This window comes from Neopoerus faecalis (assembly GCF_029218125.1).
Lineage (GTDB): Bacteria > Bacillota > Clostridia > Oscillospirales > Oscillospiraceae > Oscillibacter > Oscillibacter faecalis_A.
Window position 1 is genome coordinate 79,592 of record NZ_JARFXX010000006.1, and the last position, 24,105, is coordinate 103,696.

At 58.4% G+C, this 24,105-nt stretch carries 25 protein-coding genes; 14 read left to right on the top strand and 11 right to left on the bottom strand.

Going from position 1 to position 24,105, the window contains the following annotated elements:
- Nucleotides 1–2: 2 nt before the first annotated feature.
- From PY311_RS08520 to PY311_RS08530, 3 genes are all read right to left on the bottom strand, one after another.
- Nucleotides 3–1,274, bottom strand: a complete 1,272-nt coding sequence (locus PY311_RS08520) for a putative DNA modification/repair radical SAM protein (protein WP_286148252.1) — start codon at nt 1,272–1,274, stop codon at nt 3–5.
- A 3-nt stretch (nt 1,275–1,277) separates the two neighbouring features.
- A complete protein-coding gene (locus PY311_RS08525; protein ID WP_286148253.1) occupies nt 1,278–1,400 on the bottom strand; it encodes a hypothetical protein in 123 nt (40 codons plus the stop codon).
- 159 nt (nt 1,401–1,559) lie between these two features.
- A complete protein-coding gene (locus PY311_RS08530) occupies nt 1,560–2,588 on the bottom strand; it encodes a threonine aldolase family protein (RefSeq protein ID WP_286148254.1) in 1,029 nt (342 codons plus the stop codon).
- 138 nt (nt 2,589–2,726) lie between these two features.
- Between PY311_RS08530 and PY311_RS08535 the strand changes: the two genes are divergently transcribed.
- The 3 genes from PY311_RS08535 (at nt 2,727) to PY311_RS08545 (ending at nt 5,860) form a co-directional block, all read left to right on the top strand.
- A complete protein-coding gene (locus tag PY311_RS08535) occupies nt 2,727–3,209 on the top strand; it encodes a DUF4358 domain-containing protein (RefSeq protein ID WP_286148255.1) in 483 nt (160 codons plus the stop codon).
- 124 nt (nt 3,210–3,333) lie between these two features.
- On the top strand, nt 3,334–4,728 hold the full coding sequence (locus tag PY311_RS08540; RefSeq protein ID WP_286148256.1) for an MBOAT family O-acyltransferase: 1,395 nt from the start codon (nt 3,334–3,336) through the stop codon (nt 4,726–4,728).
- 16 nt (nt 4,729–4,744) lie between these two features.
- A complete protein-coding gene (locus PY311_RS08545; RefSeq protein ID WP_286148257.1) occupies nt 4,745–5,860 on the top strand; it encodes a DHHW family protein in 1,116 nt (371 codons plus the stop codon).
- A gap of 240 nt (nt 5,861–6,100) precedes the next feature.
- On the opposite strand, the gene PY311_RS08550 is transcribed toward PY311_RS08545, so the two are convergent.
- Entirely contained in the window at nt 6,101–6,643 is a 543-nt protein-coding gene (locus PY311_RS08550) for a DUF5662 family protein (protein ID WP_286148258.1), read from the bottom strand.
- A 106-nt stretch (nt 6,644–6,749) separates the two neighbouring features.
- Here PY311_RS08550 and PY311_RS08555 point away from each other — a divergent pair, with 106 nt between their 5' ends.
- Nucleotides 6,750–7,178 (top strand): hypothetical protein, encoded by a 429-nt coding sequence (locus tag PY311_RS08555; protein ID WP_286148259.1) that lies wholly within the window; start codon nt 6,750–6,752, stop codon nt 7,176–7,178.
- Nucleotides 7,179–7,190: 12 nt separating this feature from the next.
- Here the strand turns inward: PY311_RS08555 and PY311_RS08560 are convergent, their stop codons facing one another.
- Entirely contained in the window at nt 7,191–7,478 is a 288-nt protein-coding gene (locus PY311_RS08560) for a hypothetical protein (protein WP_286148260.1), read from the bottom strand.
- A gap of 531 nt (nt 7,479–8,009) precedes the next feature.
- Here PY311_RS08560 and alaS point away from each other — a divergent pair.
- From alaS to tuf, 8 genes are all read left to right on the top strand, one after another.
- The gene (alaS, locus tag PY311_RS08565) at nt 8,010–10,676 is read left to right on the top strand and encodes an alanine--tRNA ligase (RefSeq protein ID WP_286148261.1); all 2,667 of its coding nucleotides are present in this window, start codon (nt 8,010–8,012) and stop codon (nt 10,674–10,676) included.
- Between the two features lie 11 nt (nt 10,677–10,687).
- Nucleotides 10,688–11,023, top strand: a complete 336-nt coding sequence (locus PY311_RS08570; protein WP_286148262.1) for a cupin domain-containing protein — start codon at nt 10,688–10,690, stop codon at nt 11,021–11,023.
- Between the two features lie 27 nt (nt 11,024–11,050).
- Nucleotides 11,051–11,389 (top strand): histidine triad nucleotide-binding protein, encoded by a 339-nt coding sequence (locus tag PY311_RS08575; RefSeq protein WP_286148263.1) that lies wholly within the window; start codon nt 11,051–11,053, stop codon nt 11,387–11,389.
- Nucleotides 11,390–11,718: 329 nt separating this feature from the next.
- On the top strand, nt 11,719–11,958 hold the full coding sequence (locus PY311_RS08580) for a ribosomal L7Ae/L30e/S12e/Gadd45 family protein (RefSeq protein WP_286148264.1): 240 nt from the start codon (nt 11,719–11,721) through the stop codon (nt 11,956–11,958).
- Nucleotides 11,959–12,049: 91 nt separating this feature from the next.
- The gene (gene rpsL / locus PY311_RS08585) at nt 12,050–12,466 is read left to right on the top strand and encodes a 30S ribosomal protein S12 (protein ID WP_286148265.1); all 417 of its coding nucleotides are present in this window, start codon (nt 12,050–12,052) and stop codon (nt 12,464–12,466) included.
- Nucleotides 12,467–12,595: 129 nt separating this feature from the next.
- Complete coding sequence (gene rpsG / locus PY311_RS08590) at nt 12,596–13,066, top strand: 30S ribosomal protein S7 (protein ID WP_286148266.1); 471 nt, start codon at nt 12,596–12,598, stop codon at nt 13,064–13,066.
- 15 nt (nt 13,067–13,081) lie between these two features.
- Nucleotides 13,082–15,187, top strand: coding sequence for an elongation factor G (gene fusA / locus PY311_RS08595; RefSeq protein ID WP_286148267.1), 2,106 nt, complete (start codon nt 13,082–13,084; stop codon nt 15,185–15,187).
- Between the two features lie 104 nt (nt 15,188–15,291).
- Nucleotides 15,292–16,494: an elongation factor Tu gene (tuf, locus tag PY311_RS08600; protein WP_286148268.1), complete on the top strand. Its 1,203-nt coding sequence runs from the start codon at nt 15,292–15,294 to the stop codon at nt 16,492–16,494.
- 354 nt (nt 16,495–16,848) lie between these two features.
- Here the strand turns inward: tuf and PY311_RS08605 are convergent, their stop codons facing one another.
- From PY311_RS08605 to nrdD, 3 genes are read right to left on the bottom strand one after another with little or no spacing between them, the layout of a single operon-like run.
- Nucleotides 16,849–17,304 (bottom strand): helix-turn-helix domain-containing protein, encoded by a 456-nt coding sequence (locus PY311_RS08605; RefSeq protein WP_286148269.1) that lies wholly within the window; start codon nt 17,302–17,304, stop codon nt 16,849–16,851.
- 13 nt (nt 17,305–17,317) lie between these two features.
- Entirely contained in the window at nt 17,318–17,863 is a 546-nt protein-coding gene (gene nrdG / locus PY311_RS08610; RefSeq protein ID WP_286148270.1) for an anaerobic ribonucleoside-triphosphate reductase activating protein, read from the bottom strand.
- 9 nt (nt 17,864–17,872) lie between these two features.
- Nucleotides 17,873–20,071 carry an anaerobic ribonucleoside-triphosphate reductase gene (gene nrdD, locus PY311_RS08615; RefSeq protein WP_286148271.1) on the bottom strand — a complete coding sequence of 733 codons (2,199 nt, stop codon included), beginning with the start codon at nt 20,069–20,071 and terminating at the stop codon, nt 17,873–17,875.
- Nucleotides 20,072–20,365: 294 nt separating this feature from the next.
- Here nrdD and PY311_RS08620 point away from each other — a divergent pair, with 294 nt between their 5' ends.
- Complete coding sequence (locus PY311_RS08620; RefSeq protein ID WP_286148272.1) at nt 20,366–21,667, top strand: M18 family aminopeptidase; 1,302 nt, start codon at nt 20,366–20,368, stop codon at nt 21,665–21,667.
- Nucleotides 21,668–21,678: 11 nt separating this feature from the next.
- Complete coding sequence (locus tag PY311_RS08625) at nt 21,679–22,152, top strand: LURP-one-related/scramblase family protein (RefSeq protein ID WP_286148273.1); 474 nt, start codon at nt 21,679–21,681, stop codon at nt 22,150–22,152.
- A gap of 65 nt (nt 22,153–22,217) precedes the next feature.
- On the opposite strand, the gene PY311_RS08630 is transcribed toward PY311_RS08625, so the two are convergent.
- From PY311_RS08630 to rimM, 3 genes are read right to left on the bottom strand one after another with little or no spacing between them, the layout of a single operon-like run.
- Complete coding sequence (locus PY311_RS08630) at nt 22,218–22,769, bottom strand: hypothetical protein (RefSeq protein WP_286148274.1); 552 nt, start codon at nt 22,767–22,769, stop codon at nt 22,218–22,220.
- A gap of 27 nt (nt 22,770–22,796) precedes the next feature.
- Nucleotides 22,797–23,585, bottom strand: a complete 789-nt coding sequence (trmD, locus tag PY311_RS08635; protein ID WP_286148354.1) for a tRNA (guanosine(37)-N1)-methyltransferase TrmD — start codon at nt 23,583–23,585, stop codon at nt 22,797–22,799.
- Nucleotides 23,586–23,591: 6 nt separating this feature from the next.
- Nucleotides 23,592–24,083 carry a ribosome maturation factor RimM gene (gene rimM, locus PY311_RS08640; protein WP_286148275.1) on the bottom strand — a complete coding sequence of 164 codons (492 nt, stop codon included), beginning with the start codon at nt 24,081–24,083 and terminating at the stop codon, nt 23,592–23,594.
- Between the last annotated feature and the right edge of the window lie 22 nt (nt 24,084–24,105).

The window sequence follows — 24,105 nt, forward strand, 5'->3', positions numbered from 1 at the left end:
CCCTATGAAACGGCGTTGTCAAATAAAGAGAGCTGTTCCGGTGCCGCCTCCGGGAGCCGGGATTGCTCCAGAGAAATGAGACTTCGCAGCAGGCTGTCCTGCGTGAACCGAAGCCCATCGGGCAGGCGGCCGGAGGCGGTCAGGAAATACTGCGCCCGCTTCATGACCACGCCCAGCTTCGGGAGCTGCTCGATTCGCAGCGGGCCCACCCGACGGGCGGCAAGGATACGGCGGGCGGAGACCACACCCACGCCGGGAATCCGCAGCAGCGCCTCGTAGTCCGCATGGTTTACCTCTACCGGGAAAAACTCCGGGTGCCGCAGCGCCCAGCAGCATTTGGGGTCCAGCCGGTCATCAAAGGAGGGCGTTTGCTCGTCCAAAAGCTCCTCTGCCCGAAAGCCGTAAAACCGCAGCAGCCAATCCGCCTGATAGAGCCGGTGCTCCCGCAGAATGGGCGGTTTTGTCTCCCGGGAGGGCAGCAGCGCGCTTTCCACCACAGGTACATACGCCGAAAAGAAGACCCGCTTGAGGCGGTAGCGGTCATAGAGTCCTTGAGTCAGCCGCAGGATGTGCAGGTCGCTGTCCGGCGTGGCCCCCACGATCATCTGGGTGCTTTGGCCCGCCGGCGCGAACCTCGGCGTGTGGCGGTATTTGACCAGCTCCTCCCGGTTTTGGGCTGCCCGCACCTGAATCTGCCGCATGGGGGCCAGAATGGCAGTTTTCGTTTTTTCGGGGGCCAGCGTCCGCAATCCTGCCTCGGAGGGCAGCTCGATGTTGCAGCTCAGCCGGTCCGCCAGCAGTCCCAGCTGTTCCACCAGCTCCGGCGCAGCGCCGGGAATGGCCTTGGCATGGATATAGCCGTTGAAGCGGTACGTTTCCCGCAGAATCCGAATGGCGCGAATCATTTGCTCCATGGTGTAGTCCGGGTTCCTCAGAACGCCGGAGGAGAGGAACAGCCCCTCAATATAATTCCGTCGAAAAAAGTTGATGGTCAGGTCCGCCAGCTCCTCCGGGGTGAAGGAGGCCCGCCGGGTCTCGTTGCTCCGGCGATTGACGCAATAGGCGCAGTCATAGACACAGCGGTTGCTCATCAGCACCTTCAGCAGCGTCACGCAGCGCCCGTCGGCGGAAAAGGTATGGCAGCAGCCAGTGGGACAGGACGAGGTGTTGCCGATATAGCCCGCCCGGAAGCCCCGGCGGCTGCCGCTGGAGGTGCAGGCTGCATCATACTTGGCGGCGTCCGTTAAAATCTCCAGCTTTTCTAAAACATCCATGCCTTACCGGGCAGCGGCCTGGCGGGGACGACGGGCCGGACGCTCCAGATAGTCCACCACCCGGAATACCTGTGCGGTTACAGCAGCGGCACCGAAAAGCGTGAAAAAGAGAGTCCAGCCTGTCATGATGAATTCCTCCAATCGAACAAATGTTCTTTATGCTGCTATAATACATCGAACAAACGTTCGTGTCAAGAGAAAACGCGGAAAAAATTAAAAAAAGAGCTGCCGCTCCTGCTTGAGCGGCAGCTCTTTTTTGATGAAGTACTATAATGCGGAAAAACTTTACTTGCACTGTGCCAGAGCGGCTAAAAGCTCGTCTACGGCGTGCTCCGGCGTGGCCCAGCTCGTCACAAAGCGGTAAACGCAGCGTTCACCGTCCAGCGGGTGATCCATCTGGAACTCAAAGCCCATGGCAGCCAGCTTTTCCGCGGCCTTGATTGTCATGACCGGGAACTGCTGATTAGAAGGGGAGGGCACCGGGAACTCGTAGCCCTGGGCGAGAAAACCGTCCCGCAGGCGGAGCGCCATTTCGTTGGCGTGGCGGGCGATGTCGAAATAGAGATTATCCGTCAGCAGCGCCTTGAACTGGACGCCCAGCAGGCGGCCCTTGGCCAGCATACCGCCCCGCTGCTTGATGTGCCAGCGGAAGTGGTCACAGGGGACGGTCATGATGACCGCCTCGCCGAACAGCGCGCCGTTTTTCGTGCCGCCGATGGTGAATACGTCCGTCAGGGCGGCAAGGTCGGACAGCGTCAAATCGTTTTCCGGAGAGGTGAGGGCGGAGCCAAGCCGCGCACCGTCCAGAAACAGCAGCAGATCGTGAGCGTCGCAGCACTGCCGCAGGGCAGTCAGCTCGGCCTTGGTGTAGACCGTGCCGATCTCCGTGGTGTCGGAAATGTAGACCAGCTTCGGCGCGACCATGTGCTCCTCGCCGTCGGCATGGATGGCCAGCACGCTCTCCACCATTTCCGGCGTCACCTTTCCGTCCGGGGAGTAGGCGGTGCAGACCTTGTGGCCGGTGGCCTCGATGGCGCCGGTCTCATGGCAGTTGACATGGCCGGTGTGGGCGGCGATCACAGCCTCATAGGAGGCCAGCAGCGCGGTGATGACCGTCAGGTTGGTCTGGGTGCCGCCCACCAGAAAATGAACGGCGGCGTCGGGGGCAGCGCAGAGGGTGCGAATCAGTGCCCGGGCTTCGTCGCAGATGGGATCAACGCCGTAGCCGCAGGTCTGGGTGAGATTGGTGTCCACCAGCGCCTGCAGGACCCTGGGATGTGCGCCCTCGCTGTAATCGTTGCGGAAGCTGTACATGAAAAAAACCTCTTTTCTGTAATCGGATTGTTACCGCTTGTTTCTTGACTATTATAACGCAAATCGTGTATATTAGCAAGCAGAGAACACAATAGAAAGAAAATGAACGCCCTTGAGGGACGTTTATAAGGAGGTACTATGAAGAAATTGTTTGCGCTGGCGGCTGTGGCCCTGACCCTGTGCGGCCTGCTGACCGCCTGCGGCAGCAAAACGGAGACTGCCAATGACGTGGATCTGACTGGATTTTACAACGCTCTGGCGGAAAAATACGGCTGGGGCGACGATATGATGGACCTGGACGGCGAAATGCTGGAGATGTACTATCCCGGTTTGGGCGATATTGCGGCCAAGCAGCTTCTGGCCAAGGCTCCGGTGATGTCCTACGCCGTGAGTGAGTATGTGTTCCTGCAAGCCGACAGTGAGCAGGACGCCGCGCAGGCGGCGAAGATCCTCCAGACCCGGATCGACAGTCAGGCGGACGGGGATGCCTTCTATCCTGAGACCATTGACCAGTGGAAGGCTGCCAAGGTGCTGCAAAACGGCGCCTATGTGGCAATGATCGCCTCCGGCGAGCACCAGACGGAGATCGAGGACGCTTGGAACGCCCAGTTCGGCGCGTAACAGCCTGACGCGGAACGACCAGCCGTGACACCACGGCTGGTTTGCCATGTAAAAACGAAAAACTGTTATATTTCAACGCTATTCAAGCAGAATCACTTTATAGGGAAAAGGAGGTGAACAGCCCGTGCGCTTCAGCAGCTTACCCTTTTTATTCGGCTTTTTGCCCATCACGCTGGCGATCTACTTTGCCGTTCCCCTCCGGTGGCGGAATCTGGCCCTGCTGCTGACCAGCCTGGTATTTTACGGCTGGGGGGAGCCGATCTATCTCGGCATCATGGTGCTGTCCATCCTCATCGACTATACCCATGGCCTGCTGGTGGAGAGATACCGCAGCCGGGATAAGCTGGCCCGGTGGTTCGTGGCAGAGAGCGTGATTTTGAATCTGGGCCTGCTGGGCTTTTTCAAATACTGGGATTTCTTTGCGGAAAACCTCTCACGTCTGCCGGGAATCACGCTTCCGGCGCTGGGACTGCCGCTGCCCATCGGCATTTCCTTTTTCACGTTCCAGACTATGAGCTACACCATTGACGTTTACCGCCGGGACGCCCCGGCCCAGCGGGATATTGTGGCCTTCGGGGCTTACGTCACCATGTTCCCTCAGCTGGTGGCGGGGCCTATCGTCCGCTATCGGGAGGTGGCGGCGGAGCTGAAGGAGCGGGTGAACGCCACGGCGGACTTTGCCGCCGGTGCGGGCCGCTTTACGGTAGGCCTTGCGAAAAAGGTCCTGCTGGCCAACAGCATCGGTGCCCTGTGGGACGCGGAGCTGGCGGCGCAGTCCGCCGGGATGCTGACAGCTTTCGGCGGCTGGCTGGGTATCGCGGCCTATGGATTTCAAATTTACTTTGATTTTTCCGGCTACTCCGATATGGCTATCGGCATGGGCCGGATGCTGGGCTTCCATTTCCCGGAAAACTTTGCTCGTCCCTATACCGCCGCCTCCGTAACGGAATTTTGGCGGCGGTGGCATATTTCCCTGACTACATGGTTCCGGGAATACCTCTATATTCCGCTGGGCGGCAGCCGGCGGGGAACGGCCCGGACGGTGCGGAATATTTTCATCGTCTGGCTGTGCACCGGCTTCTGGCACGGGGCAAGCTGGAACTTTATTCTCTGGGGGCTGCACTTTTTCCTGTGGCTCATGCTGGAAAAATATCTGCTGAAGGATTTTCTCCAAAGGCTGCCCCGCTGGCTGCGCCATGCCTATACGCTGCTGGTGGTGTTTGCCGGGTGGGGAATCTTCGCCATGGAGGATCTGTCCGTCTGCGGCGGGTATTTCCGCGTGTGCTTCGGCGGCGGGGCGCTGTGGAGCGCCGTCGACGGTTACTATCTCAGAACATATGCCGTTTTGCTGGTGCTGCTGACGGTAGGCTCTGCCAATACGGTAAAGGCCGTGTGGGAGCGCCTGCCGGAGCGGGCGCGGGAGGCGCTGGCCCCTGTGCTGATGCTTGCGGGACTGGTGCTCTGCACGGCCTATCTGGTAGATGGCAGCTACAATCCGTTTTTATATTTCAGATTTTGAAGGGGAGGGAAGCGGCATGGCGCATAAGGGCCGGATCATGACCGTCCTGTTCTGCGGCTTTTTAGCGGGACTGCTGGTATGGCACATCGCCCTGCCGGACCGGGCACGGTCCGAAACGGAGAACCGGACGCTGGCGCAGCGTCCGTCCCTTTCCCGGGAAACGCTGCTCAATGGCAGCTTCACTGCGGATATGGAAACGTATTTTGCCGACCAGTTCCCCCTGCGGGACGACTGGACGGGACTGAAGGCCCGGTGTGAGCTGCTGCTGGGGAAGCGAGAATTTAACGGTGTCTATCTCTGCGGCGATACGCTCATCGCTAAGGTGGAGGAGCCGGAGGCGGCGCAGGTGGAGCAAAATCTGGCGGCGGTAAAAAAATTCGCCGAATTGACAGGCGGTCAGGTGCTGCTGGGACTGATTCCCACGGCGGCGGAGGTTTGGCGGGACAAGCTGCCGGCAGGCGCGCCCAGCCTTGACCAGCCGGTGCTGCTCCAAAGGGCGGCGGAGGAAACGGGACTTCCAACGGTGGATATGCTGGGGGCGCTGTCGGAGCACGCGGCGGAACCTATCTATTACCGCACGGACCACCACTGGACCACCCGGGGGGCCTTTTATGGGGCCAATGCCCTGCTGGAAGCCTTGGGGAGAGACCCGTTGGAGGAGAGCAGCTTTCGCCCGGAGACTGCCAGCACGGATTTCAACGGTACGCTGTACTCCACCTCCGGCATCCATTGGCTGATGCCGGATACCATAGAATATTGGGTGCCGGACTATTACCTGAATGTCACCACATGGAAATCCGGCAGGGCGGAGCCGGGGGAGCTGTATGACCGCAGCTATTTAGAGCACAAGGATCAATACAGCTCGTTTTTGGGCGGAAACCAGCCCCTGTGTGTCATTGAAAACCCGGATATCCGGGATGGAAGCAAGATTTTGCTGATTCGGGATTCCTATTCCGACTCCTTGGCGCCGTTTCTGGCCCAGCGGTTCGCGCAGGTGCACCTCATCGACCTGCGGTACTACCACGCTTCTGTGGCGGAATATATGGCGCAGCACAGCATCAAAACTGCCGCAGTGCTTTACAGCACGGCAAATTTCATCTCCGACGGGAATCTGTTTTATCTGGGCCGGTGAGAGCTGCCGAATTGCGGGAAACGCGCCCCAGCCCTTGCGCCGCAGCGCTTTCAGCAGACGCGGGCCGCCCCGGAGCGGCAGTATTTCCGAAAATGTCCGCGCAAAACGAAAGCGATTTACATAAAGCACCGACACTCCGCAGGGAGCGCCGGTGCTTTTCATCCTTTAATTTCACTTGTAGTATCAATGAAAATGGAATATGCGGAGCCGCACATCAATGGAATTTACATAACTTTGAAACTAAAAATGTACCCACTTCCCGAGGACCTCCCGCCGCACATAGTCAAAGGCGGCGTCCTCCCCCTCGTCCCGGAGAACAAGGAGAATTTTTTCCAGCAGCGCCGAGGTGGCGGGGTGCATAAGCAGCCGCTTCTGCTTGCCGTACAGGAAAAAGTCATAGGGGTCTCCCTGCCGGAAGTCCTTGCCCCGGTAGACCTTGCTTGCGGCCAGCCGGTCGCAGAACATCTCCGCCACGTATTTTTTTGGCATTTCCACGCCGACGATTCCCTCGCCGTTCATGCCGTAATCCGTCCAGTATTCAAAGTGGTGGCGGTTGCGGCCCTTGTGGTGCAGCCACGAGGCACTGTAGCCGATGTCCCGGCGCTGAGCGTCATTGGGGCTGCGGTCGCCCTGAAAATATTTGACCCCGGCCCAGAACTCCACCGGGGAAAATTTGGACAGGTCATGGGTCAGGCCCTGCCAGTACAGCCCCAGCCGAAAGCAGTATTGCCGCACCAGACGCCGGTGATGCTGAACGGTTTTCAAATGCTGCCAGAAATGCACACGCTTCACCTCGGGAACAGAATGGAACTATGATAGCATATTCCGGCGGAAAAAACGAGTGCCTGCATGAAATTTTTCCCGCGGTCCAAACTATCCGTGAGGTGGTATGATGGATGGAGGCATTTTCGCCTGCCCGGATGGGTGGGAATTTCTGTTGCCGGAGGGCGTGGCGCATCTGCGGGACATGGGGGCGGTCTGCGTCCACCGCTGGCGCTTACTGGGACTGACTCCCACCGGCTGCCGCATTTTAGCGGGGGAGCGGGTGGAGGCCGAATTGCTGCTGGCACCGGGGGACTGTTCTCTTGCGGGCTTTTCGGCGGGGACGGTGGTGACCTACGGCCTCTCGCCCCGGGACAGCATTACCCTTTCCAGCCTGACGGAGCCGGTGCTGTGCGTCCAGCGGGCGCTGCCGCTGGCCTGCGGCGGCGTGCTGGAGCCGCAGGAATTTCCCATGCCCGGTGTGTCGGCGCTGCAAACGCTCCTGCCGTGGGTGGGCGTGCGGCTGTTGTGGACCGGCTCACCCTATCCTCTGTGAGAAACGGGGCGTTTACCGGGAGCTTTTGGCGGCGGCCTGTAAGATCCACACGAAAACCGCCATGACCGCAAGCTGCGTCAGTGTGAATAGGAGGGCGAGGCTGCGGGCCTCGTAATAGCAAAAGCTGTCCCAATTCAGGAGTACCTCCGCCAGTGCGATCAACGGGAGAGTGAGCCAGATGTATTTGCGGGCGATCAAGCGGAACAGGAGCGGGAGCAGGAAGGTCAGCGTGAAGGGGATCGGCTGGAGCAGGTATTGCCCGAACAGCTTTGCCAGCGCAGTCACAGTGGATAGGGTCATGGTTATCACACCTCTGTCAGTTCCGATTTTTGTTGATTCTATCCTGTATAATAAAGGATACCAGATTTCTCCGGATGCTTCAAGATGATTGAAAATCCGGGGATGGGCTGCCGCCCCTTCAAAATCCGGGACAGGACATGGGGAAAAACCTTGACAACAGTCGGAAAAACGGTATAATGACTTCTGTATTCAATCTTTAAAAACGCTTGGATGAAGTCAGCTTTCCGAAACCGGATCAGCGAGAGGGAGATTTGGTGCAAGTCCCTTACCTACGCCGGGAAGCAGCCGCTTCGGAGCGGCCCGCGGTGAGCGGGACGGGTCACGCCGTTACCGGTGGCTAAGATGTCCCCAAGGATGGGGGATAATTAGGGTGGTACCGTGAAGCAATGCTTCGCCCCTATGTCCGGGGCGGAGCATTTTATTTTTCGGTAAGAAAGCCGCCGTGGAACGTTGCCAACGGTTCCATTCCGGCCGGAAATCCGGTTTACAGTCAAAAATCAAGAAATTTACATAAAAATGGAGGAAATGAATATGTCTGAACCCAAGTACTATGGCCTCAACGAACTGCGGGAGATGTTCCTGCACTTTTTCGAGACCAAGGGCCATCTGCGCCTGCCCAGCTTTTCCCTGATTCCCCAGAGTGATGCCAGCCTGCTGCTCATCAACTCCGGTATGGCGCCTATGAAGCCCTATTTCACCGGCGAGCAGGAGCCGCCCCGGCACCGGGTCACTACCTGCCAGAAGTGCATCCGCACCGGCGATATTGAAAACATCGGCCACACGGCCCGCCACGGCACCTATTTTGAGATGCTGGGCAACTTCTCCTTTGGAGATTACTTTAAGAAAGAGGCCATTCGGTGGGCTTGGGAATTTCTGACCTCTCCCGAGTGGGTGGGACTGGATCCCAATCGCCTGTATCCCTCTGTATTTGCAGGTAATGAGACAACACCTGTTGATGAAGAGGCTTTCCGCATCTGGCACGAGGATATTGGCATTCCCGAAGACCGTATCTTCAAATTCGGCAAGGAGGACAACTTCTGGGAGCATGGCTCCGGCCCCTGCGGTCCCTGCTCTGAGATATACTATGACCGCGGTGAGAAGTACGGCTGCGGCAAGCCCGGCTGCACTGTGGGTTGCGACTGCGACCGCTATATGGAAGTTTGGAATCTGGTGTTCTCTCAGTTTGACAACGATGGTCATGACCACTACACTGTGCTGAAGCAGAAGAACATCGATACCGGTATGGGCCTTGAGCGTCTGGCTGTTGTCTGCCAGAATGTGAACTCTCTGTTCGATGTGGACACCGTGATGAACATTACCAATAAGGTTACGGAGATCACCGGTGCCAGCTACGGCCAGAGCCAGGAGAAGGACGTATCCCTCCGGGTCATCACCGACCATATCCGTTCCGCCAGCTTCATGATCTGCGACGGTGTGCTGCCCTCCAACGAGGGCCGGGGCTACGTGCTGCGCCGCCTGCTGCGCCGGGCCGCCCGCCACGGCAAGCTGCTGGGCGTCAACAAGCCCTTCCTGTATGAGGTGGTGGACACCGTTGTTCACGAAAACGAGGGCCACTATCCCGAACTGCGGGAGCGTCAGGCCTATATCACCAAGGTCATCCGGGTGGAGGAGGAGAACTTCGCCAAGACCATTGACGGCGGCATGAGAATCTTCGATCAGCTGCTGGCTGAGCACAAGGAAAAGGGGGAGACCACCTTCTCCGGCGCGGACGCTTTCAAGCTGTACGATACCTACGGCTTCCCCATTGACCTGACGGTGGAGATGGTGGAGGACGAGGGCATGACGCTGGACCGCGCCGCTTTCGACCGGGAGATGCAGGAACAGAAGACCCGCGCCCGTGAGGCCCGGAAAGCTCTGGGCGATCTGGGCTGGGCCGGTGTGGAGTTCGGCAAGGACATTCCCTCCACGGAGTTTGTGGGCTATGACCATGATACCGTAGACGATGCTAAAATCGTTGCGCTGGTAGTGGAAAACGAGCAGGCCGAGGAGCTGATGAGCGGCGTGGAGGGCATTGTGGTGCTGGACAAGACGCCGTTCTACGCTGAAATGGGCGGTCAGGTGGCCGACCACGGCGTCATCACCTGCGGCAATGCCAGATTTGAGGTCAATAACGTCCAGAAGAACAAGGGCGGCAAGTTCATGCACTACGGCAAGGTGGTCTCCGGCGAGTTCAAGGTGGGGGAGACTGTAACGGCCTCCATCGATACCGAACGCCGCAAGGGCGTCCGTCGTGCCCACAGCGCCACGCACCTGTTGGACGCTGCGCTGAAGAAGGTGCTGGGCGACCATGTGCATCAGGCCGGCTCTCTGGTGGAGCCCGACCGGCTGCGGTTTGACTTCACCCACTTTGAAGCCATTACCCCGGAGCAGCTTGCGCAGGTGGATCAGATCGTCAACGATGCCATTCTGGAGGGCATCCCCGTGGTGACGGAGGTCCTTCCCATTGAGGAGGCCAAGAAGAAGGGCGCTGTGGCCATGTTCGGCGAGAAGTATAGCGACGTGGTCCGCGTGGTGGAAATGGGCGGCGTGTCCATGGAATTCTGCGGCGGCACCCATGTGGATAACACCGCTAAGGTGGGTCCCTTCCGCATCAAGAGCGAGGCGTCCGTTGCCTCCGGCGTCCGCCGGATCGAGGCTACCGTGGGCCAGCTGACGCTGGACACCGTGAACCGCAACCAGCAGGTGCTGTTCCACATCGCCCAGATGTTCAAGACGAACCCCGGCGAGCTGGAGAGCCGTCTGGAGCAGCAGATGAATGAAATGAAGGAGCTGCGCCACGCGCTGGAGAAGTTCAAGGAGGAGGCGTCTCTGGGCGAGGCCCGGAGCTTCCTGATGTCCGCCAAGGATGTGGACGGCCTGAAGGTCATCACCGCTCAGCGGGATGGTATGGACGCTGCCGCCATGCGGAAGCAGGGCGATTTCCTCCGGGACAAGGAGCCCGGTGTGGTAGGCGTTCTGGCCTCTGTCAACGAGGGCAAGGTAACGCTGCTGGCGGTCTGCGGCAAGGACGCCGTGGCCCGGGGCATTAAGGCCGGCGATATCATCAAGGCCATTGCGCCCATCTGCGGCGGCAAGGGCGGCGGCAAGCCAGACTCCGCCATGGGCGGCGGCACGGAGCCCAGCAAGGTGGACGATGCGCTGGCGGCCGTGGACGATTTCGTGGCCGGTAAGCTGTAAGAGGAGCGCGTATGCTGATTCGTTTTGACGAGCTTGCGCGCACCGTTGTGCCCCACATGAAGGGCGGCGAGGGCGAGGCCCAATTACAGTCCGTGGCCGACGCGGACAATAAAATCATGCGAAGCGTCCTGACACCGGGGGCTTCCATCGGCCTGCACACCCATGAGACCAGCAGCGAGATCATGTATTTCCTCTCCGGCACGGGCAAGGTGCTCTGTGACGGAGTGTGGGAGCGGGTAACGCCCGGCACCTGTCATTACTGCCCCAGAGGCTCCAGCCACACGCTCATCAACGATGGGACGGAGGATCTGGTGACCTTTGCCGTGGTGCCGGAGCATACGAAATAAGAACGAACTGCGAAAGGAGTGAATGATATGAGCGATTGCCTGTTTTGTAAGATCAGCGCCGGGGAAATTCCCAGCAACAAGGTCTATGAGGACGATCTGTGCTATGCCTTTTATGACATCGCACCCCAGGCCCCTGTACACTTTCTGGTGATTCCCAAGGCCCACATTGCCTCTGTTTCCGCTGTCACGGCGGAAAACAGCGCCGTAGTGGCCCACATTTTTGAGGTCATTGCCAAGCTGGCGAAGGAGCTGGGTCTGGAGAGCTACCGCGTGGTGTCCAACATCGGGGAGCAGGCGGGACAGAGCGTGTTCCACCTGCACTTCCATGTGCTGTCCGGCCGGGATATGACTTGGCCTCCGGGCTGATTTCGCAATGGCGGCGGCGCCGTTTTTACGGCAGTCTCAAGCGGCATGGCATTTGCCATGCCGCTTTTTCTTGGGCACAGAAAGCGGGCGGCTTTCGGGTGGGAGAGCTTTCAACACGGCGTAGGAGTGACAGAGACAGACGGTTTCCGAAAAAATGACGGAAAACAGACGAAAAAACGCCGGAAACTTGCGAAAAGTGAAGAAAGGCACAAAAAGCAAAGATTATTTTTGAAAAATGCTTGACGAGCTTGGACACCCATGCTATAATTTCAAACTGCGTGGATTATGATTCCACGAATTTTGCCATGTATTTTCAGGAGGTCTCCCCTGTGTTGACAGCACTTGCGTCCCGGGAAAGGGTAGTCGGCGTGAAGCAGTCCGCCAGAGCGATCCGGGACGGGCGGGCAGAGGAAATATTCTTAGCCTGCGATGCCGATACGGCGGTGACGGACCGCATTCGCCAATGCTGCGGCGCGCTGCCGGTCAACGAGACCTATACCATGGCGCAGCTCGGGCGTCTGTGCGGCATCGCGGTGGGCGCGTCCGTTGTGACCCTACTGAAAAAATAACGGTTTTTTCGGAATAGGCTTTGGCCGTTCCGCAAAAAATAAAGGCTGCCGATTGTCAGCGGCCGCATTTTCAAAGAAAGGAGAACTATCCATGCCTACTTTTAACCAGCTGGTCCGTAAGGGCAGAGAGCAGGTGACTTCCAAGTCCACTTCTCCCGCTCTGCAGTTTGGTCTGAACACGCTGAAGACCAAGACCACCGATCTCCCTTCTCCCCAGAAGAGAGGCGTCTGCACCGCCGTGAGAACTGCGACCCCCAAGAAGCCGAACTCCGCACTGCGTAAGATCGCCCGTGTGCGTCTGACCAACGGCTACGAGGTCACCGCTTACATTCCCGGCGTCGGCCACTCCCTGCAGGAGCACTCCGTTGTTATGATCCGCGGCGGCCGTGTCAAGGACCTCCCCGGCGTTCGTTATCACATTATCCGTGGTACTCTGGATGCACAGGGTGTTCAGGGCCGTATGCAGAGCCGTTCCAAGTACGGTGCCAAGCGTCCCAAGCAGAAGTAAGTTCTGCCATTAAATTGAGCTTTGCCGAAAAGGTTTTATATATAACTACCTCTTTGGCAGGCCGTACAGCGGCTTATGAAACCGCTGAGTACCTATGATTTCTATTATAATAAGAAGGAGGGAAGCAAAGTGCCCAGAAGAGGTAATGTTCCCAAGAGAGAAGTTCTGCCCGATCCTATGTACGGCAGTGTGCTGGTGACGAAGCTCGTCAACAGCGTCATGCTGGACGGCAAGAAGGGCGTGGCTCAGAAGGTGGTTTACGCTGCTTTCGATCAGATCAAGGAGAAGACCGAGAAGGACCCCGTTGAGGTGTTCCAGCAGGCTATGGAGAATGTCATGCCCAGCTTGGAGGTCAAGGCCCGCCGTGTCGGCGGCGCCAACTATCAGGTGCCTATGGAGGTCCGTCCCGCCCGTCGGCAGACTCTGGCTCTGCGCTGGCTGACCGCGTATTCCCGCGCCCGCAGCGAGCGTACCATGGCCGAGCGTCTGGCCGGTGAGCTGATGGACGCCGCCAACAACACCGGCGCATCTGTGAAGAAGCGCGAGGAAATGCACAAGCAGGCTGAAGCCAACAAGGCGTTCGCCCACTTCCGCTGGTAAGGCAAGGAGTAGAGTATGCCGAGAAAAACACCGCTGAAAGACGTTCGCAATATCGGTATCATGGCACACATCGATGCCGGTAAGACCACCACGACCGAGCGTATTCTGTACTACACCGGCGTGAACTACAAGATCGGTGAGACCCATGACGGTACCGCCACCATGGACTGGATGGCGCAGGAGCAGGAGCGCGGCATCACCATTACGTCCGCTGCTACCACCTGCTTCTGGAAGGGTTCCAAGAATCAGTTCCCTTCCACCCGTATCAACATCATCGACACCCCGGGCCACGTGGACTTCACCGTTGAGGTCCAGCGTTCCCTGCGCGTGCTGGACGGTTCTGTGACCGTTCTGTGCGCCAAGGGCGGCGTGGAGCCCCAGTCTGAGACCGTGTGGCGTCAGGCTGACGAGTACAAGGTCCCCCGCATGATTTACGTCAACAAGATGGATATCATGGGCGCGGACTTCTACAACGTTCTGCACATGATTCATGACCGTCTCAAGTGCAACGCTGTCCCCATCCAGCTGCCTATCGGCGCTGAGGATACCTTCAAGGGTATCATCGACCTGGTGGAGATGGACGCCGACATCTATTATGATGAGATGGGCAAGGATATGCGCGTTGAGGCCATTCCCGCCGATATGGTGGATCTGGCCAACGAGTACCGCGAAAAGCTCCTGGACGCTGTCTCCATGTTCGATGACTCCATTATGGAGGACTATCTGGAGGGCAAGGAGATCGCGCAGGACCGCATCCGCAAGGCCATCCGTCAGGCGACCATCGCCAACGAGATGGTGCCCATCACCTGCGGTACCTCCTACCGCAACAAGGGCGTTCAGAAGCTGCTGGACGCTATCGTGGACTATATGCCCGCACCCAATGACGTTCCCGCTATCAAGGGCGTCAACCCCAAGACCGATGAGGAGGAGGACCGTCATCCCAGCGATGATGAGCCGTTCTCCGCTCTGGCCTTCAAGATCATGACTGACCCCTATGTGGGCCGTCTGAGCTTCTTCCGTGTGTACTCCGGTCACCTGACCACCGGTTCCTCCGTGCTCAACAGCGTGAAGAACCAGAAGGAGCGCATGGGCCGTATTCTGCAGATGCACGCCAATCACCGTGAGGACATCGAAGAGGTCTGGGCCGGCGATATCGCCGCTGCCGTGGGCCTGAAGAATACCACCACCGGCGATACGCTGTGCGATGAGAAGGCTCCTGTGATTCTGGAGTCCATGGACTTCCCCGAGCCCGTTATCCGCGTTGCCATCGAGCCCAAGACCAAGGCCGGTCAGGAGAAGATGGGCCTTGCGCTGGTGAAGCTGGCTGAGGAGGACCCCACGTTCAAGACCTACACCGATGAGGAGACGGGACAGACAATCATCGCCGGCATGGGCGAGCTGCATCTGGAGATCATCGTTGACCGTCTGCTGCGCGAGTTCAAGGTGGAGGCCAATGTCGGCGCACCGCAGGTCGCTTACAAGGAGACTGTCCGCAAGAAGGTGGATCAGGATACCAAGTACAAGCGCCAGAGCGGTGGTTCCGGTCAGTACGGCCATGTCAAGATCACTGTGGAGCCCAACGAGTCCGGCAAGGGCTACGAGTTTGTCAATGCCGTTGTCGGCGGTGCCATCCCCAAGGAGTTCATTCCCGCTGTCGATGCTGGTATTCAGGGTGCCCTGCAGTCCGGCGTGGTGGCAGGCTTCCCCGTGGTGGATGTCAAGGTCACGCTGTACGATGGCTCCTATCACGAGGTCGACTCCTCTGAAATGGCGTTTAAGATCGCCGGTTCCATGGCCTTCAAGGAGGCTATGCGCAAGGCGGATCCCGTTCTGCTGGAGCCCATCATGAAGGTCTCCGTCATTGTGCCCGATGAGTATTTGGGCACCGTTATCGGCGATCTGACCTCTCGCCGCGGCCAGATTCAGGGTCAGGAGGCTCGTCCCGGCGCACAGCAGGTGGACGCTCTGGTGCCTCTGGCCAATATGTTCGGTTACGCCACCGATCTGCGTTCCAACACGCAGGGCCGTGGTCAGTACACCATGGAGCCTCACAGCTATGCTGAAATTCCCAAGAGCATTCGCGACAAGATCGTTGAGGAGCGCGGCAAGAAGGCTGAATAATTCAGGTCTTGCTTTTCCTTGCAAAGTATTGTAAAATAAACGGTGCTATGAAACGCACCGCTAACAACAACCATTTTATCAACATGAATTAGGAGGATTTTCAAATGGCTAAGCAGAAATTTGAAAGAACCAAGCCCCATGTTAACATCGGCACCATCGGCCATGTTGACCACGGCAAGACCACTCTGACCGCCGCTATCACCAAGTGGCTGTCCCTGCAGGGCAAGGCCGAGTTCGAGGCTTATGACAGCATCGATAAGGCTCCCGAGGAGAAGGAGCGCGGCATTACCATCAACACCGCTCACGTTGAGTATGAGACCGAGAAGCGTCACTATGCTCACGTTGACTGCCCGGGCCACGCCGACTATATCAAGAACATGATCACCGGCGCTGCTCAGATGGACGGTGCTATTCTGGTTATCGCTGCTACCGATGGCCCCATGGCTCAGACCCGTGAGCACATCCTGCTGGCCCGTCAGGTCGGCGTGCCCGCCATGGTCGTGTTCCTGAACAAGTGCGATCAGGTTGACGATGAGGAGCTGCTGGAGCTGGTCGAGATGGAAGTCCGCGAGCTGCTGAGCACCTACAACTTCCCCGGCGATGATATCCCCATCATCAAGGGCTCCGCTCTGAACGCCCTGATTTCCGAGTCCACCGATCCCAACGCTCCCGAGTATGCCTGCATCAAGGAGCTGATGGACGCTGTTGACGATTATATCCCCACTCCCGACCGTAAGGCCGATATGCCCTTCCTGATGCCCGTTGAGGACGTCTTCACCATCTCCGGCCGTGGTACCGTTGCTACCGGCCGTGTGGAGCGTGGCCAGCTGAAGCTCTCCGAGGAAGTCGAGATCGTGGGCCTGTCCGACGAGAAGAAGAAGACCGTTGTTACCGGTATCGAGATGTTCCACAAGCTGCTGGATTACGCCGAGGCCGGCGATAACATCGGCGCTCTGCTGCGTGGTATCGACCGTCAGGGTGTTGAGCGTGGTCAGGTTCTGTCCAAGCCCGGTTCCATTCACCCCCACACCAAGTTCGTTGGCCAGGTTTACGTTCTGACCAAGGACGAGGGTGGCCGTCACACTCCTTTCTTCAATAACTATCGTCCTCAGTTCTACTTCCGTACCACCGACGTGACCGGCGTCATCACTCTGCCCGAGGGCACCGAGATGTGCATGCCCGGCGATAACGTCGACATGAAGGTCGAGCTGATCACCCCGATCGCTATCGAGAAGGGCCTGCGTTTCGCTATCCGTGAGGGTGGCCGTACCGTTGGTTCCGGCGTTGTTATCGAGATCGACGAGTAATTTTGACTCATGAAAAGGACTGCCGCATTGCGGCAGTCCTTTTTTGCGCTTAATATGACGATTTTACCCGAAAGATATAGAATGGGCTGCTTGAGACACATAGTAACACACATAGTAGGACGCACTATGACCTGAAAAATTACTTTTATGGAACAGGTGTCTTCGATGCAGCGGCAAAGTCCATTGTTCCCGTATGAATGACCTTATTTGGCGGGTAAAAGGGCGGAGCCATTGGCTCTGGGCATACCGGTGTTAATAGACGAGTGTACTTATCCTTATAAGTTTGTGAGCTACTTATTGTAGGTGTACTTGCATAAAAACGCGCCTCTGCTATTTGGCAGAGGCGCGTTTCCTTTACTTTTTCGCGGCCTTGGACAAAAGGGCTTGTCCCTCCGGCGATTTCAGAACCTCCAGTACAGTCTCCCGCACCAGAGCCTTGAAGGAATCACTTTTCAGCAGCGCGCCGAATACGGCGCCGCCATCATTTTTACCATTGTCACCGGACTGCGCCACAACGGCCGCGGTGGCCCGCCGGACCGCCTTGGGGATGCTGACAGGCTCCTCCTGCGGCAAGGCACCGCTGAGCCAGTTATCCATGCTGGTGGGGTCATCCGTTTCACCCCGGAGATAGGAAAGGGAAACGCCGAAGGCGGCGGCTAATTTTTGCTGCTGCTCCTGCGTAGGTGTCTGCCGCCCGGTCTCAAATTTTTCTACAGACAGCCGGGGCAGTCCCAGTGCCGCTGCCAGAGCAGGGCGGCTGATACCTTTTTTCGTTCTGAGTTCTTCAATGCGCTGTGCCATCGTGACCATGGAAAATGCCTCCTTATTGCTGACCGGCGTGCCGGTCCAGGTCCGGCAGCAGGACGATATGGCCCGCCGCCAGAGTTTGCTTCATGTCGATCAACCGCTGATTGCGGGAGCCGCGAAAGCGCAGAGAAATGTCCTTCAGCTCCTCTACAAAGCGTCCGTCCACCAATACGTCCAGCAGGCTAAGCAGCTCCTCCGTCACCTCACAGTGGGGGTGTGCCCCCTCCTGCCGCAGCTCCTCAAGGGTAAAGCCGGAGAAGGCCCAGATGGTTTTCTCCGGATAGCGTGCCCGGACGCGGCGCACAAAGGGCAGCAGCGCCCGCTGGTTCTCCGGCTCAAAGGGCTCGCCGCCCAGAAGTGTGAGCCCACTGATATAGGAGGGGGCAAGGAGCTTTAGAATCTCCTGCTCCGATTCCTCTGTAAAGGGCTGGCCATAGCAGAAGTCCCATGTCTGGGGCTGAAAGCAGCTTTTGCAGTGATTGGTGCAGCCGGAAACGAACAGCGTTACCCGGACGCCCTCGCCGTTGGCAATGTCGCAGTTTTTGATTTCACCGTAGTACATGACCGCTCCTTACAGATGGAGGACGCGGTCGCGAATTTCCTGCGTCCGGCCCTGATTCCAGAACTGGGTGCCGATGTAGCCACAGGTGCGGCGGGCCACATTCATCTTGTCCTGATCGGTGTTGCCGCACTTGGGGCAGCGCCAGATGAGCTTGCCGTTATCTTCAACGATCTGAATTTCACCGTCCCAGCCGCAGACCTGACAGTAATCGCTCTTGGTGTTCAGTTCGGCGTAGATGATGTTGTCATAAATGAATTTCATGACCTCCAGCACGGCGGGGATGTTGTTCTGCATATCCGGCACCTCTACATAGCTGATGGCACCGCCGGGGGAGAGGTGCTGGAACTGGGCCTCGAATTTCAGCTTGTCAAAGGCGTTGATATTCTCAGTGACATGGACATGGTAGCTGTTGGTGATGTAGCCCTTGTCCGTGATGCCGGGGATGATGCCAAAGCGGCGCTGGAGGCACTTGGCAAATTTGTAGGTGGTGGATTCCAGCGGCGTGCCGTACAGGGAGTAGTCGATATTTTCGGCCTTTTTCCATTCGGTGCATTTGTCATTCATCTTCTGCATGATGGACAGGGCAAAGGGCGTGGCGGAGGGGTCGGTGTGGCTCTTGCCCGTCATGTACTTCACGCACTCGTAAAGGCCGGCATAGCCAAGAGAAATCGTGGAGTAACCGTCATAGAGCAGGCGGTCGATGGTCTCGCCCTTCTTCAGCCGCGCCAGCGCGCCGTATTGCCAGAGAATCGGCGCGGAGTCCGACAGCGTGCCCTTGAGCCGCTCGTGGCGGCACTGGAGAGCCCGGTGGCACAGCTCCAGACGGTCTTCAAAAATATTCCAGAACTTTTCCATATTGCCGCCGGAGGACAGCGCCACATCCGGCAGATTGATTGTGACCACACCCTGATTGAAGCGGCCATAGTATTTGTGCTTTCCCGGCTCATAATTCTTGGCGTTGGCGATGTTGCCCACACCGGCGTCGGTGAAGCGGTCCGGCGTCAGGAAGGAGCGGCAGCCCATGCAGGTATACACATCGCCCTTCAGCTCCCGCATCTTCTTTTCGGAGATGTAGTCCGGCACCATGCGGCGGGCGGTGCACTTGGCGGCCAGCTCCGTGAGGTACCAGTAGGGAGAATCCTCGGTGATGTTGTCATCCTCCAGCACGTAAATGAGCTTGGGGAAAGCGGGAGTGACCCAGACACCATCCTCATTTTTCACACCCTGATAGCGCTGGAGCAGCATTTCCTCAACAATCATGGCAAGGTCACGCTTTTCCCGCTCGTTCCGGGCCTCGTTGAGATACATGAAGACGGTGATGAAGGGGGCTTGTCCATTCGTAGTCAGCAGTGTGACCACCTGATACTGGATGGTCTGTACGCCCCGGCGAATTTCCTCCCGCAGCCGGGTCTCCACCAGCTCGGAAATTTTCTCCTCGCCGGGGTCGGCGCCGATGGAGGCCATTTCGGTTTCTACGATCCGGCGAATCTTCTGGCGGCTCACCTCTACGAAGGGGGCGAGGTGGGTCAGGGAAATAGACTGGCCGCCGTACTGGTTGGAGGCCACCTGCGCCACGATCTGCGTGGCGATGTTGCAGGCGGTGGCAAAGCTGTGGGGCCGCTCAATGAGCGTGCCGGTGATGACGGTGCCGTTTTGCAGCATATCCTCCAGATTCACAAGGTCGCAGTTGTGCATGTGCTGGGCGAAGTAATCCGCGTCATGGAAGTGGATGATGCCCTCCCGGTGAGCGTCCACGATCTCCTGGGGCAGCAGAATGCGCTCTGTGATGTCCCGGCTGACCTCACCGGCCATATAGTCCCGCTGGGTGGAGTTCACCACCGGGTTCTTGTTGGCGTTTTCCTGCTTGGCCTCCTCGTTGCAGCACTCAATGAGGGAGAGAATCTTCTCGTCGGTGGTGTTAGAGCGGCGGACCAGAGAGCGGGTGTAGCGGTAGGTCACATAGTTCTTGGCCACCTCAAAGGCGCCGTGGGCCATGATCTGATACTCCACCAAATCTTGTATTTCCTCCACGGAGGGGGAACGGTTCATTTTCAGGCAGGAAAACTCCACGCTTTCCGCAATGCGCTGAATTTGCATAGGGGTCATCCGAATGGCCTCGTCCACGCTTTCATTGGCCTTTGTGATGGCCGCAATGATCTTCGCAATGTCAAAGGACACCTCAGAACCGTTCCGTTTAATAACTTTCATGGTCATTCTCCTCCGTATTATTGTGCAGAGACATAAAAATTCACGCGCGGACAGCGTTCCGGAGCGGACAGGCCGGTCAAGCGCATGAGGCTTCTGTGAAGTAAAAACATCTCAATATATTTAGCAGCTATTGCATCATAGCACACAATATATGGTGGTGCAAGAGGGGCGGGATAACATTTTTCAGATTTGTGAGATTCACCAGAATTTTCATGAAATGTTTGGCGGCCCTCTTTACCCCAAGAGAAAAACAGGGTATAATACCGGTATCAACCCATGGGAGGCTTTATTAGAATGGAGACCACACAGAAATTGCTTCGTTTTTTGGATGAAAGCCCCACCTGCTATCACGCCGCGGCCAATGTGTGCGCGGCACTCAAGGCGGCCGGAGCCTTGGAGCTGCGAGAATCAGAGCCGTGGCGGCTGGAGCGGGGAACACTATATGTTGTGGTTCGGGGCGATTCGGCCCTCATGGCCTTCCGGTTGCCGGAGGGGAAGCCGCGGGGCTTTCTGTTGGCGGCGGCCCATGACGATTCGCCTACGTTCAAGCTCCGGGAAAACGCGGAGGTGCGCGCTCCCGGCGATACGCTGCGCCTCAGCGTGGAGCCGTATGGCGGCGGTATCTGGCGGGGCTGGCTGGACCGTCCGCTGTCCGTGGCGGGCCGGGTAATGGTCCGGCAGGGGGAGCGCCTTGTGACCCGGCTGGTGAACATCGACCGGGACCTGCTGGTGATTCCCTCCGTGGCTATTCACATGGACCGCACCGTGAACAAGGGCACGGCGCTGAACCCGGCGGTGGACCTGCTGCCGCTGCTGGGCTGCGGCAAGGAGACCGGCGCGTTCCGCCGGCTCATCGCGCAGGCGGCGGGTGTGCGGGAGGAGCATCTGCTGTCCACAGAGCTGTTCCTCTATCCCCGTGTCCGGGCCGTGCAGACAGGCCTGAACGGCGAGTTTATCGTATCGCCCCGGCTGGATGACCTTCAGTGCGTATTCGCCTGCATGGAGGGCTTTCTGGCGGCAAAGGCGGGGGAGAGCGTGCCGGTGCTGACGGTGTTCAATAACGAGGAGGTGGGCAGCAACACCCGTCAGGGAGCGGATTCCACCTTCCTTACCGATGTGCTGGAGCGCATTGCCGATGGCTGCGGCCTGAGCCGGGAGGAATGGAGGGCCGCTGTGGCCAACAGCTTCATGGTGTCGGCGGACAACGCCCACGCCATTCATCCCGCCCACCCGGAGTACGCCGATCAGGGGGAGTTTCCGGTGCTGAGCGGTGGCGTTGTCATCAAGTACAACGCCAACCAGCGCTATACCACGGACACCGTGTCCGCCGCTGTGTTTCAGAGCATCTGCCGACGGGCGGATGTTCCCGTGCAGCGCTACAGCAACCGGGCGGACCTGCCCGGCGGCTCCACATTGGGGAATATCTCCACAGCGCACTTCTCCGTTCCCACGGTGGACATCGGTCTGCCCCAGCTTGCCATGCACAGCGTTTGCGAAACGGCGGGGGCGGCGGATACCGCGTACCTGATTCGGGCTATGACCGCTTATTTTTCCGCTTCGTTCCATTATGACAGTGACGGAGGCATTCTGCTGTAAGGAGGTAGAAGATGAAGCTGCTGTTCAAGCAAAGATTTTTTTCGTGGTTTGACAGCTACGATATTTATGACGAGGCGGGGAACACCGTCTATACTGTGGAGGGCAAGCTGGCGTGGGGCCACTGCCTTCACATTCTGGATGCTGCCGGGAATCACATCGGCACCGTGCAGCAGAAGGTGCTGACGTTCCTGCCGAAGTTCGAGCTGTATGAGCATGACCAATGCATCGGCTGCATCCAGAAGGAGTTCACATTCTTTTCGCCGCGCTTTGATATCGACTGCAACGGCTGGCAGGTGCAGGGCAGCTTCATGGAGTGGGACTATCAGGTGACGGAGCCCTGCGGCGCGCTGGTGGCCACCGTTACCAAGGAGCTGTTCCACTGGACGGATACCTACGTCATTGATGTGGTGAACCCCGCCGACGCCCTCCGGGTGCTGATGCTGGTGTTGGCCATCGACGCGGAAAAGTGCTCCAGAAATAATTGAAACCCGGTACATAGCAGCAGGCCGGACGCAAAGCGTCCGGCCTGTTTATCGTTTTTATCAAGCTGTCAGGACTTCGGCGGTTGAAAGAGACTGTGCCAATACGGGTCCTTCCGGAACAGCGCCGCCGCTTTGGCGACGGCGGCCTCCCGGTCGGCGGGACCGCTGACCAAAAACCGTCCCGTGTCAGGGTCGAAGTTTCCGGTGGAGGAATTGTCTGCCTTGTCGGAGACCTCCATGATCAGTCCCGCAAAGCTCGACCAGTCCCGGTTGGCCCACAGACAGAAAAGGTCCCGGGTGCAGGGCTCGCCGCTGGGGTTGCTGCTGTATGTGGTGCGAAGCGACTTTTTATTGGAAAAGACGGTATAGATCATCCAGCCGGGCTGCCCGCTCTCAAAGCCACTGACAGCGAACGTACCTTCAAAATGGCCATAGCCCAGCAGATTTCGGGCATCGCGGCCCTGAATGGTGACCGTGTGCTCCACGGCGTAGGCCGGGTCATCCAGCCGGTATTCCGTGGCGGCGGCAGTTGTGTTGATCTCACGGGAAACCGGCAGGCAGACAATGGCTGCCGCCAGTGCCGCAATGCCGCAAAGGGTAAGAAGTACACGCTTTTTCATCATGGGCTCCTTTCTCTGTGCAGATACTTATTCCTCGGTGTCAGGCTCCTCCCGGCGGACAGTCTCAGCCGCAAATTCCTCCTTTGCCTGCTGTAAAATTTTCCGCTCCGCCTTGGTGGTGAGCTTCGATTCGTCAAAATTCGCGAACAAATCCGGGCGGCGGGTCATGGTGCGCTTATAGCTCTCCTTTTTCCGCCACGCCGCCACCTTGGCGTGGTCGCCGGAGAGCAGAATCTCCGGTACGGCCCGGTCATGCCATACGGCGGGCCGGGAATACTGGGGGTATTCCAGCAGACCGGCCCAGTGGGATTCCTCTTCAAAGCACTCGGCGTCCGGCAGAACACCGGGCACCATGCGGCACACGGCGTCCGCCACCGCCATGGCGGGAATCTCGCCGCCGGTGAGCACAAAATCGCCCATGGACAGTTCCTCATCCACACACTCGTCAATAAAGCGCTGGTCGATGCCCTCGTAGTGGCCGCAGACCAGAATCAGGTGGTCATATCGGGCCTTCAGTTCTCTGGCAACGGACTGGGTGAAGGTCCGGCCGCAGGGGGACATGAAGATGGTCCGGCCGGGGCCGTAGGTATTGACAACGTGCTCCCAGCAGCGGAACAGAGGGTCTGCCTGCATCACGGCACCACGGCCCCCGCCGTAGGGATAATCGTCCACCTGCATCTGCTTGTTGGTGGTGTAGGCCCGGATCTGGTGGGTGCGGATGGCGATATAGCCCCGCTCCTGCGCCCGGCCCAGAATGCTGACGTTCAGCATGGCGTCCACGGATTCCGGAAACAGGGTGAGAATGTCGATCTGCATTTCCATTTACATTCCCTCCCAGACCTTGACGTTCATGCGGCCCGCGTCCAAATCCACCGAGCGGATGAAGGCGTCCTTCACGGCGGGAATCAGGATCTCCCGCTCACCCTTGACGGTGTAGACCTTGCTGGCGGGGTACTCATCTACCGCTGTCAGAGTGCCCAGCAGGGCACCGGTGTCGCAGTCATATACCTCCAGCCCCAGCAGCTCATCGTCAAAGAACTCCCCGTCGGGCAGGGTAATGTCACTGCGGCGGATAGAAAGCGGCTTTCCTTTATAGGTCAGTGCGGCGTTCATATCGTCCACGCCGGGGAGCTTCAGCAGCACCATGTCCTTGTGGACATGATTGGCGGTGGGGACAACGGCCTGTCCGTCAATGTAAAAGGTCTTGCAGCGGGTGAGAAGCGCGGGGGAGACCCGCCGGGGCTGCACCCGCACCTCACCCCGGATGCCGTGGGCGTTGACGATGCGGCCCACCTGGATAAATTCCTGTTTCATAGCTGCTCCTTACGGTTTCTTC